The sequence below is a fragment of the Thiohalocapsa sp. ML1 genome, assembly GCF_001469165.1.
GTDB lineage: Bacteria > Pseudomonadota > Gammaproteobacteria > Chromatiales > Chromatiaceae > Thiohalocapsa.
Map to the genome: position 1 here is coordinate 18747 of NZ_JABX01000058.1, position 10729 is coordinate 29475.

Annotated in this window: 7 protein-coding genes; 1 reads left to right on the top strand and 6 read right to left on the bottom strand. The window is 71.9% G+C overall.

Going from position 1 to position 10729, the window contains the following annotated elements; translation table 11 throughout:
- Positions 1-57: 57 nt before the first annotated feature.
- From ML01_RS23930 to ML01_RS23955, 6 genes are all read right to left on the bottom strand, one after another.
- Entirely contained in the window at positions 58-1455 is a 1398-nt protein-coding gene (locus tag ML01_RS23930) for a rhodanese-like domain-containing protein (RefSeq protein WP_058557904.1), read from the bottom strand.
- A gap of 230 nt (positions 1456-1685) precedes the next feature.
- On the bottom strand, positions 1686-4559 hold the full coding sequence (locus ML01_RS23935; protein WP_058557905.1) for an AMP-binding protein: 2874 nt from the start codon (positions 4557-4559) through the stop codon (positions 1686-1688).
- Positions 4559-6460: a long-chain fatty acid--CoA ligase gene (locus tag ML01_RS23940; protein ID WP_082674612.1), complete on the bottom strand. Its 1902-nt coding sequence runs from the start codon at positions 6458-6460 to the stop codon at positions 4559-4561. Before ML01_RS23940 ends, ML01_RS23935 begins: the two co-directional genes overlap by 1 nt.
- 298 nt (positions 6461-6758) lie before the next feature.
- Positions 6759-7019 carry a hypothetical protein gene (locus ML01_RS23945; RefSeq protein WP_058557906.1) on the bottom strand — a complete coding sequence of 87 codons (261 nt, stop codon included), beginning with the start codon at positions 7017-7019 and terminating at the stop codon, positions 6759-6761.
- 320 nt (positions 7020-7339) lie between these two features.
- Entirely contained in the window at positions 7340-8806 is a 1467-nt protein-coding gene (locus tag ML01_RS23950; protein WP_058557907.1) for a glycosyl hydrolase family 57, read from the bottom strand.
- Between the two features lie 117 nt (positions 8807-8923).
- Positions 8924-10120 (bottom strand): glycoside hydrolase family 57, encoded by a 1197-nt coding sequence (locus ML01_RS23955; protein WP_058557908.1) that lies wholly within the window; start codon positions 10118-10120, stop codon positions 8924-8926.
- Between the two features lie 183 nt (positions 10121-10303).
- On the opposite strand from ML01_RS23955, the gene ML01_RS23960 reads away from it, so the two are divergent.
- Positions 10304-10540, top strand: a complete 237-nt coding sequence (locus ML01_RS23960; RefSeq protein ID WP_058557909.1) for a hypothetical protein — start codon at positions 10304-10306, stop codon at positions 10538-10540.
- Positions 10541-10729 lie beyond the last annotated feature (189 nt).

Below are 10729 nucleotides of genomic sequence, written 5' to 3' on the forward strand. Positions count from 1 at the left end.
CCCGGCTCCGGCTCGGCTACACGGCATGAGACGGTCTCGGCACTGCACACCGCCGCACTAGCGCGGCCCCTCCACCGGCAGCCCCTCCGCCTGCCAGCCGGTCATGCCGCCGAGGACGTTGAACACCTCCCGATGCCCGCGGCGCTGGAGCACGCTGGCCGCCACCGAGGAGCGGTAGCCGCTGCCGCAGATGACGGCGATGGGGCGGTCCTGCGGCAGCTCGTCGGCTCGGCGGGTCAGCTCGGCGCCGGTCAGGTGCAGCGCGCCGGGGATGCGGGCCGCGGCCCACTCGGCGGGCTGGCGCACGTCGAGCACCAGCAGGTTCCCTTGCTGCTCGCGGGCGCCCTGGAGCTGCCAGATGGTCCACTGGGGCAGGACGTCGAGGGGCATCCCCGCGGTGCGCCAGGCGAGCATGCCGCCGGCGAGCCAGCCCTGCGGCAGATCGTGGCCGATGCGCAGCAGGTGCCAGCAGACCTCCCACAGGTCCCCGGGCTGCTCCAGCACCAGGAGCACCGGGGCGTCGTAGGGCAGCACGCTGCCCGCCCAGGTGGGAAAGGATGTCCCGAGCCCCGCGTTCAGCGCCCCCGGAACGTGCGCGCTGAAGGCCTCCGGGGAGCGGCAGTCGAGCACCACCGCGCCGTCCCGACGCATGGCCTCGAAGCGCTCCACCGCCAGCGGCGGCGGGTCCGCGAGCACCGGCAGGGCCGGCGGGCCCTCGGTGTTCATACGGCGCATCCGTGGCCAGTAGGGCGGGACCGCCGGCAGGTTCTTCAGGTCCAGGCACTGCTCGACAAAGCCCTCGCGGTCGTTCAGGTCGGCCAGCAGCCGGTTCATGCGCCGCTCATAGCCCACGGTGGTGGACAACCGGCTGCCGATGTTGCCGCCGCACAGGGAGCCGGCCACGTGGGTGGGGTAGACCTCGACAAAGTCGGGCAGCGTGAGGATGCGCCGCTGCAGGGTCTCGCAGAAGTGCGAGGCGTTGCGGCGCGTCTCCTCCGCGCCGCCGAGCAGGTCCGGCCGCGCCAAATCCCCCACCAGCAGGGCACCGCCGGAGAAGAGCGCCGCGGGCTCGTTGCCCCGGGAGTGGTCCGTCAGCAGCAGGCTGATGTGCTCGGGGGTATGGCCGGGGGTGTGCATGAACTCGAGCTCCACCTCGCCCAACCGCAGCCTTGCCCCGTCGTCCATGGGGCGCACGGGGTAGTTGAGCGCTGCCCGTGCCCCGGCAAGGAGTTGGACCTCGCCCCGGGGCGGAAGCTCGCAGATGCCGGTGACGTAATCGTTGTGCTGGTGGGTGTCGCAGGCGTAGCGGATGCGCATGCCCTGGTGACGCGCCGCCTCGAAATAGATGTCGACGTCCCGACGCACGTCGAGCACCAGGGCCTCGCCGGTCTCCTCCGAGCCGACCAGGTAGGACGCGTGGCCGAGGCTTTCCAGGTAGAACTGCTTGAGGAACATGGCGGTCTCCCCTGTTGTGGCGCCCGGCGTGGGCGCCGAGTGCGTTGCATTGGCAATGCTCTGAGCAATGCCCTGAGCAATGCTTTGAACAATGCTTTAAGCAATCCCTGCGCCAAAGGGGGCGCCGAGCGCCGGGCTGCGACCCCGGCGGAGCGGCTGTCATCAAGCTGTCTGGTTCCGGCTCTGCGGCGTTGGGCGATCACGCCGGCTCGATGGTCGCGAGCTGCAGCTCAGGCACCGCCGGGCGGCGTCGCGGGCTCGCCGCAGTGCGCCGCGATGTGCTCCCGCGCGCCGTCGCGCAGGGCCACCGCCGCCTGCCAGTCGTCGGCCGTCGGCAGCAGCGGCTCGCCGATGCGAAGGCGCACGCGCCCGCGGTGCGGGAAGAAGGTGGTGCCGGGAAAGACCTGTCGGCTGCCGCGGATGGCCACCGGCAGCACCGGCACGGCGGCGCCGGCGGCGGCGATGAAGGCGCCCATGCGAAACGGCAGCAGGCCGGGCTCGGTGCGGAAGGTGCCCTCCGGGAAGAAGCCAAGCGGCCGACCGTCCGCGAGGATCGCCTGGAACCGGCGCATCTCCGCGGGTCCGCGCAGCAGGTCGAAGCGGTCCACGAACAGCGTGTCGAGGCGCGTCAAAGGCCAGCGGATGAAGGGATTACCGGCCAGCCCCTCCGCGGCGACGAAGACCATGGGCCGGCGGATCACCTGGATCAGCAGGCCCACGTCCAGATAGCTCTGGTGGTTGCAGACCAGCACGAAGGGCTTGCCGGCGGGCGGCAGCCGTTCCCGACCCGTCACGTCCAGGGGCAGCAAGGCGAGCCGCCGCAGCAGCGCGACGCCCGCGCGCGCGCACCACCAGCGCCAGGCGAGCCGCGGCGCCGCGACAATGCCGAGCCAGACCGGCGGCGCCAGGAGCCCGAACAGCAGCCAGGCATAACCGGCATAGAGCCGCGCCGGCAGCCGCGCGACGAAGCGCCGGGCGGACAGCCCGAGGCCGCCGAGCCCGACCCGCAGCAGTTGCCACACCGGCGGCGGGGCGCCTGCCGTGAGCGAGCCTTCGAGCCAGCGCTCCCGCGTGCTGCCGCGGCGGAGCTTGCCGCTAGAGGTCTTCGGGATGGCCCGCGGCGGTGCGAGCAGGATCTCTTCCGGCGGCTGGCCCAGCACCTCCGCGGCGCGCGCGCGGATGCGCTTGGCCAGCGCCGCGCGCCGGTCCGGGTCGCGCTCGCGGGTCTCGGCCACCAGCACCAGCCGCTCGCTGCCGCGCGCGGGGTCCGGCGCCGCGAAGGCGACGACGCAGCCCTTGCGCACGCCGGGCAGATCGCCGATGGCCTGCTCCAGCTCGTACGGATACAGATTGCGCCCGCCGCGGATGATCATGTCCTTGACCCGGCCGGTGAGGTGCAGCTCGCCGTCGGCGACGTAGCCGCGGTCGCCGGTGTCGTGCCAGCGCGCGCCGTCTTGGGTGTGAATCAGCGCGGCGGTGGCCTCCGGGTTGCGGAAGTAGCCGCTGGTCGCGGACGGCCCCTGGAACCACACCCGGCCCTCGTGGCGCTCCGGCAGCGCCGCGCCGGCCCGCTCGTCGCTGATGCGCACGCGATAGCCCGGCAACGGCCGCCCGCAGCTCGGCACCTGCAGCGCCGCCGGGTCGGTGCACGGGATCGGCAGCGCGCGGCCGGAGGTCGCGAAGCGCTCGCGGTCGATGCAGTCCACCGCGGGGCCGCGCTCGGGCGGCGGAAAGGTCAGGCCCACCGCGGCCTCGGCGAGTCCGTACACCGGCGCCAGCGCCTCGGGCCGCAGCCCCGCGGGTGCGAAGCGCTCCGCGAAGCGCGCCAGCGTCGCGGCGCTGACGGGCTCGGCGCCGTTCAGCGCGCGGCGCCAGCAGCCGAGATCCAGTGCGGCCAGCTCCTCGTCGCCAATGCGCTTGAGGCACAGCTCGTAGGCGAAGTTCGGCGCCGCGGACAGGGTGCCGCGATGCCGATGGATGGCCTCAAGCCAGCGCAGCGGCCGGGCCAGAAAGGCCAGCGGCGACATGGACACCAGCGGCACGCCGAAGTACAGGCTGCCGAGCCAGGCGCCGATGAGCCCCATGTCGTGATAGAGCGGCAGCCAGCTCACGAAGACATCGTCCGGGCGCGCGGCGATGGCCTTGCCCATGGCGCGGATGTTCGCGAGCAGGTCCGCATGGGTCAGCACCACGCCCTTGGGCGCGCCGGTGCTGCCGGAGGTGTATTGCAGCAGCGCGATGGCGTCCGGCGCCGGGGCGGCGACGCTGGCCAGTGGCGCGGCCTCGGCGAGCGCCGCCGGCGTCAGCACCGCCCGCAGCGACGGCACCCGGGCGCGCAGCAGCCGCGCCACGGTCAGCGCCGCCGGCATCGTGATCAAGACGGTAACCTCGGCGTTGGCGAGGATGCCGGCGTGGCGGCGCAGATGATCTTCGAGCTGCTCCGGGCGCGCCGGCGGATAGATGGGCACCGGGACGCCGCCGGCGAGCAGCGCGCCGAAGAAGCTCGCGAAGTAGTCGAGGCCGGTCGGCAGCATCAGCGCGACGGTCCCGCCGGGCGCGAGGCCCGCACCGCGCAGCCCGCCGGCCACGCGCAGGGCCTGTTCCCAAAGCACCGCGTGGCTGATGGGCCGCGGGTCCGTGGCGTCCTCGTAGAGCAGGATGTGGGTCTGATCCGACGCGCGCTGGACGTGCCACTCCAGCACGTCGATGAGGCTGCCGGCGGCAACCGGCTCGGCATGGGCAGAGCCCGCCGGCGCCGATGCCGCCACGCTGCCGGCGGGCGCTGCCCGCGGCGCGCCCGCTTGCTCCGCCGACGCCGGGCGCACCAGCGCCAGCAGGTCCCGCGCGGTGGGCGCGAGCAGAGCGTCGTCCGGCAGCCGCACGTCGAGGGCGCGCTCGATTCGGGCGATGAGCTCGCCGCGGCCGAGGCTGTCGAGGCCCAGATCCGCCTCCAGCCGGCTGTCGAGCGTGACCTGCGCCGCCGGCAGGTCGAGGCCGGTGTCCTGCACCAGGCCGCGCAGCGCTGCGAGCGCCCGCGTCTCGGCATCGTCCCGTGCCGGGCTTGGTGCAGGATCGGCTGCCGGACCGGGCCGGGCCGCGTTCATCAGCGCGACGCTCGCGGACGCGGCCGGGCGTACAGGTGCTCCAGGGCGCCCGCGAAGCGCGCCGTCAGCGCGTCGCGCTTGAGCTTCATGGTCGGCGTGATGAGGCCGTTCTCCACCGTCCAGGGCGCGCGGGTCAGGTGCACGGCCCGCACCTGCGCATAGCGCGGAAAATCCGCGAGCCGGGCGTCGACAAAGGCCTGCACCGCCGCGACGACGTCCGGTTGCGTCAGCGCCGCCGCATCGTCCGGGTCGCGGCCGAGCTTGGCGGCGAGCGCCCGCCAGGGGGCGTCGGCCAGCACCAGCACCGCGGCCGGAAACGGCTGCCCCTCGCCGACGACCATGGCCTGGTCGAACAGCGACTCCATGGCGAGCGCGGCCTCCAGGTCCGTCGGCGCGATCTTCTCGCCGGTGGAGGTGACGATGATCTCCTTCAGCCGGCCGCGGATGCCCACTTGGCCGTCCGCGCCGATCTCGCCGATATCGCCGGTGTGCAGCCAGCCTTCGGCGTCGATGGCGGCGGCCGTCGCCTCCGGCTGCTGCCAATAGCCGGCCATGACGCTCGCGCCGCGCACCAGGATCTCCCGCGCCGGACCGAGCTTGACCTCAATCCCCGGCAGCGGCAACCCGACGAAGCCGGGCCGGAAGCCCGCGGGCGCGATGTTGGTGACCACCGGCGCCGCCTCCGTCAGGCCATAGCCCTCCGTCAGCGGCAGGCCCAGGGCGACGAAGCAGCGCCCCACTGTCGGCGACAACGGCGCGCCGCCGCTGACGGCGACCCGCAGCCGCCCGCCGAGGCGCGCAAGCACCGGCCGGCCGACGAGCCGATGCAGCAGCGCCCCCACCAGCCGCGCCATGACACCGGGCGCCGGCGCCCGCCCCTGGGCGGCCTCGAACCGCCGCCAGCCGTGCGCCACCGCGGCGTCGAACAGCCGGCGCTTGATGCCCCGCTCGCCGAGCTTGTCCTGCAGGGCGCGGTAGATCTTGTCGTACACCCGCGGCACCGAGAGCAGCGTGGTCGGGCGGATGTGGAGCAGGTCCTCGCGCAGCTCCGCAATGCCGCGGGCATAGGCCACCGCGGCCCCCGCCAGCATCGGCAGGTAATAGCCCACGCTGCGCTCGAAGGCGTGCGCCAGCGGCAGGAAGGACAGGAACATGTCCTCCGGCAGCGCCGGCACCCGCTGCATCGTCGCCTCGACGTCGGCGAGGATGTTGCGGTGCGACAGCATCACGCCCTTCGGCGCCCCGGTGGTGCCGGAGGTGTAGATCAGGGTCGCGAGGGCGTCCGGGTCCGTCGGTACGGGCTCGGCTTGGTCCACCGCACGGTCCGCCGTGCGCGCGGCGTCGGCACCGTACAGCCAAGCGCCTAAGTCGGTGAGCCCGGCATCGACGGAGGCGGCGCTGCTGCGGTGCCGGCAGATGACCGTCTGCAAGCGCTCCAGCGCGCCGCCGTGGTTCCGCAGCGCGGCCCATTCGGCATCGCTGTCCAACAGCAGCAGCCGCGCGCCGGAATCGGTGACGATGTGGGCGACGTTGCCCGGGCTGTCGGTGGTGTAGAGCGGCACGGTGACGAGCCCGAGCGCCAGCGCGGCCTGATCGAAGGCCACCCAGTCGACGCCGTTCGGCAGGCTGAGCGCCACCCGCTCGCCGGGGGCCAGGCCTTCGCCGGCCAGCGCGCACCGCCAGCGCGCGACGATCTCGGCCATGTCGCGCCAGCGGTAGTCCTGCCAATGTCCCTGCTCGAACTGCCGGTAGGCCAGTGCGTCCGGCGTGCGCGCGACGCGCTCGGCGAAGAGCCCCGCCAGCGTGCGCGCAGTGTCGGCCGTGATGGGCGGCGCGTCCTTCGCCGCTCGCGCTGCCGGCGGTGCACGGTCTGCTTGTTGTCGCTCGGTCCGGGGTGGCATGGCTCCTCCGCGGTGCGCGCGCATTGCTTGCCCTCTGCACACCGCACGTCCGGCGATGCGCGGATCTGGCGGCAAGCGCGGCACCCAATCTGTTTCGGTTTTCTGGTTTGAGTATAGGAATCCGGACGACCGGCGCGCCGGGCCGGGGCTGCCATCGGACAGCCGAGCCGCGCGCCCGTCGCGGCGCGAGCGCCGGCGCGCGTTGGCGGTGGTCAGGCGCCTGCCGACTTGTCGGTCCGAGGCGCCGCCGCGCTGGCTGAGCGGCGAAACGGCCGGAAAGACGCGGCGGCGGGCTCGGTCAGCGTCGGCCGAACGGATGCACCGTCCTCGCCGGCGGCGCCTGGTCGTCGTCGTCGCCGCCCGCGTCGGCTGCGGCAGCGTCGTCGGCGCCGGCGACGTCGCCCTCCAGCAGCAAGGCCGCGTACAGCGCCGCCTCGAACCCGAGCGCCCGCTCCCGCGCCCGCGCGCACGCCGGGCATTGCTCGGCATGGGCCGCGAGCGCGTCGTCCCACTGCTGCGGGTCAACCATGAGTTGGCGACGAAAGGAGAGGCAGTTCATGGCCTAGGCCCTCTGCACGAAGTCGGTGGCCGCTGGGGCCTGCATATTGCTCGGACCGGCCGACGGTCGCGGATCTTTCCGCGGCGAGTCGGTCCAGGCCTCGGGCAAGTGCCCGCAGGGTCCAGCGGGTGAGCTGATGTGTCAGATCAGCCGTCAAGATCCTAGCGAGGCAAAGCCTCAGACCGACCAGGGCACGGCGCCTCGTCTTGCGCAGCCCGCTCCGTCGGCGCATTGGGCCAAGGGCCAAGGGCCAAGGGCCGAGGGCCGAGGCAGGCTCCCTTGGCCCTCGGCCCTCGGCCCTCGGCCCTTCTTCCTCGCGCTCAGCCGAAGTCGTAGTTGACGATGTCGCTCACGCGCCGGCAGATCTCGCGGCCGTAGTCGGTCCAGAGGCCCTGGCCCCAGTAGCGGTAGCAGCTCGTCTGGCTGGCCATGAGATGGAACAGCGCATTGCGGTAGCGCGGGTCGTCGGTCGGCGTGTCGGCCTTGAGCACCTTCTCGTTGAACAGCGAGCTGGCCTCTTCCATGGGACCCAGCACGTTCTCGTAGCCCTTGACCCACGAGAGGTCATTGGTCCAGCTCCCGCCATCCATGTGGAACTGGTGGTCTTCCTTCTGGATTTCCTCGATGACCTTGTGCAGCTTCTCGGGACCGTCGCCGGGCTGCATGCGCGCCCAGATCTTGCCCTGCTGCACGGGGCGGATCTCGGTGAGGTCGGACGCCTTGATGCCGAGTGCGAAGAGCTGCTCCAGGTATTCGCTGCCGTTCATCAGCGGCACGTCGGAGCCGGAGGCGCCGTTCACCGACTCGAAGAACTTGCCCGGGAACTCGTTCATCATCACGCCGCCGTTCTCGCCGTCGGCGATCTGCGTGACCAGCGGCGGCACGCTCTTGCCGGCGAGCTCCCAGCGCTGCAGGCCTTGGGCCTCGTACCAGGGCTGCATCTGCGCGACGAGCTTGGTGTCCGACCCCTGGGTCTTCACCAGCGCGATGATGCTCGCCGTCTCGCCCTCGGAGTTGGTGCAGGTCAGCAGATGCGGCAGGTGCGGGCGCTGCGGATGCCAGCCGTTGTCCACCTGCTCGACGCTGTGCTCCTGCACCAGCACCCATTGATAACCGGCGTCCTTCAGCGTCTTCACGAATTCATAGGCCACGTCGGGGTGGTTCGGCAGCGCCATCTCGGACGGCGAGAAGCCGCGCAGGCGCTCCAGCGCCTCGAAGCCGAAGATTGCCGCGAAGTGGTGCTGGAAGGCCTTGACGTGCAGCCGATAGTCCTGCACCGGCGTGGACGGCGCCACGGCGTGGCCCCAGGGCATGCCGAGCCATTCCACGGCCCAGTTGTAGTCCGGGTTCATGGTGATGCCCTTCAACGCATCCACCACGTGTCCCTCGCCCATCTGCCGCAGGCCGTGCAGCAGCGTGCCGGAGTACTCCAGCATCACGCGCGGCGACTTGCCCTCGTGAATGAGCTGCGGAATGAATTCCCCCATGCGCTTGTAGCACCAGACGAAGGCCGGCGCGTTGTAGTTATCGCCGATGTCCTGGTGCTCCATCATGTATTGCAGGTTGCTGATGATGGCCGCGGTCTTGAGATCATGGCCGCCGGCCGGGATCAGCGGCTGGTGCTGATGCAGCGCGATGGCGCAGGCGGCGCGGATGCTGCCGAAATCCACGGCGCCGCCGGAGGCGGACAGTGGCTTGTCCGCGCCGCGCGCCATGGCGGCGGCGACGTCGTCCTCGTGGCCGGCGATGTTGGGCAGGCCGTCGATCTGTTCCGGAAGCTGAGGCATGGCATGGCTCCTGATTCGGTTGTGAAGTCTTTGCAGAGGGGTTCTTGCGGACCGGCGGCGCGGGTTGGGGTTGCCGGGGACGGCGTCCGCCGAAGCCGCCGCGCCGCCGCGCCGCCGCTATTCGTCGCGACTGTGAAGCAAACAACGTTCCGCATCGGCAAGCGTGGCCTCGGCGGCATCCAGGTCGGTCACGGCACGGTCTACCCAGGCCTCGCCCCAGAACACGTTGCAGCTCGTCTCCGCGCGCAGCAGGCGCCAGCGCGCCTCCTCCAGCGTCGCGGCGAGCGCGGTGTCGTCGGCGCGCTCCGCGGCGGCGCGCGCGGCGAGCGCGTGCAGCCGCGCGCTCACGTGCGCGCAGCGGGCGATGCCGCGTCGCTGTGCGTCGGAGCCAGTCCACTGCGTGAAGCCGCGCCCGTGGTGCCAGCCGGTGTTCCAGGCGGCGGTACAGACCTTGACCTCGCCGTGGGCGCCGTATTTGTCGAGATACTCGCTGATGAAGCTCGGGCGCACCTGCGAGGCGCCGTCGCGCACGCGCGTGAGGAGCGGCAGGTAGAAGGCGCTCCAGTAGTTGGCGCCCTCGGTGACGTTGCGGAACCAGCCGCCGTTCTCGCCATCGGTGGCCGTGGTCACGAGCGGCTCGAAGTCGCACCAGCGGGTGCGATCGGCGACCTCCGACAGGAACCAGTCCAGCTCCATGCCGGACTCCTGCGCGTCGGACAGCTCGCGGTCGCGCACCACGACGATGATCTCATCATCGCCATGGCGGGCGATGTGCGGCCGATAGCGCAGCTCCGGCCAGGTCATCTGCCCCACCGGCTCCACGTGCTCGCTGTCCACCAAGACATAGCGATAACCGAAGCGCTTGAGCAGCGGGATCAGCTCCATCGAGAAGCCCATCTCCGGCGGCCAGAAGCCGTTGAAGCCGGGCCGCCAGAACAGATGCCGGGCAAGGTTCTGCCAGCGCTCCAGGTGCAGCTCGCGGTCCGTGGGCGGGATCAGCGGCAGCACCGGGTGGTAATAGCCGGTGCCCAGGATCTCGAACAGCTCGGTATTCTGAAAGTGCCAGAGCAGCTTGCCGCAGTCCACGACGCCGTAGACGCGATCCTGAAAGCCCGGGCTCGACAAGGTCTCGAGCAGCGTGCCGGACAAGGACAGATGCACCCGTGCCAGATCCTCGTGCCCCCAGAGGGTGCGCGGGATGCGGTCCAGCGCGAACAGGATCTCCTTCGCCTCCCAGGTGGCGTGCTCCAGCAGGTGCTCCAGATTGCCGGGGGGCTGGTGCAGGTTCAGCACCAGGGCGTGATGAACGGGCATGGGCGGGCGGTCTCCGGTCGGTTTGCGGCTGGGCCGGACAGGGGCTACGAAGCGGTCATGATAGCGGATCAGCGCCGTTGTTCCGCAGGCCGGCGGCGAGCGCGCAGGCGCTTGCACCGGCGCGGCGGCTCAAGCACCCTGAGCGGCCGCAAACTGCCGCGCGCACCGCAATGCGCACCGCCCATGCAACGCATCATCGTAGACCCGGAGTCCACATCGCTGGCCGAGCGCTATGCCCTGGTCAAGGCCGCCAACCGCCGCCGCGGACGCTTTCCGGAGGGCTGTATCACAGTGGTGGAGTCGGAAGACGCCGCCCGCGCCGGGCGCGACGAGGCACGCAAGCTGCACCCGGCCGTAGTGTACGGCCCGTCCAGCTCCCCGGAGGGACAAAGGCTCTACTACCTCGTGCGCTGGCTATGAACCTAGCCGCTGAGGGAACCTTGGGGGCCGCACCGGGATCGCCGGCTTTCCAGCCGGCTCGGCGCCGATGCGGCTGACTGGGATCGCCGGCTTTCCAGCCGGCTCGGCGCCGACGCGGCTCGATGCCGCGTCGGCGGCGTCTGGGCTGATCAGAGAGCACATGCGCGGTCGTCCGCCCGGCGGCGCGTC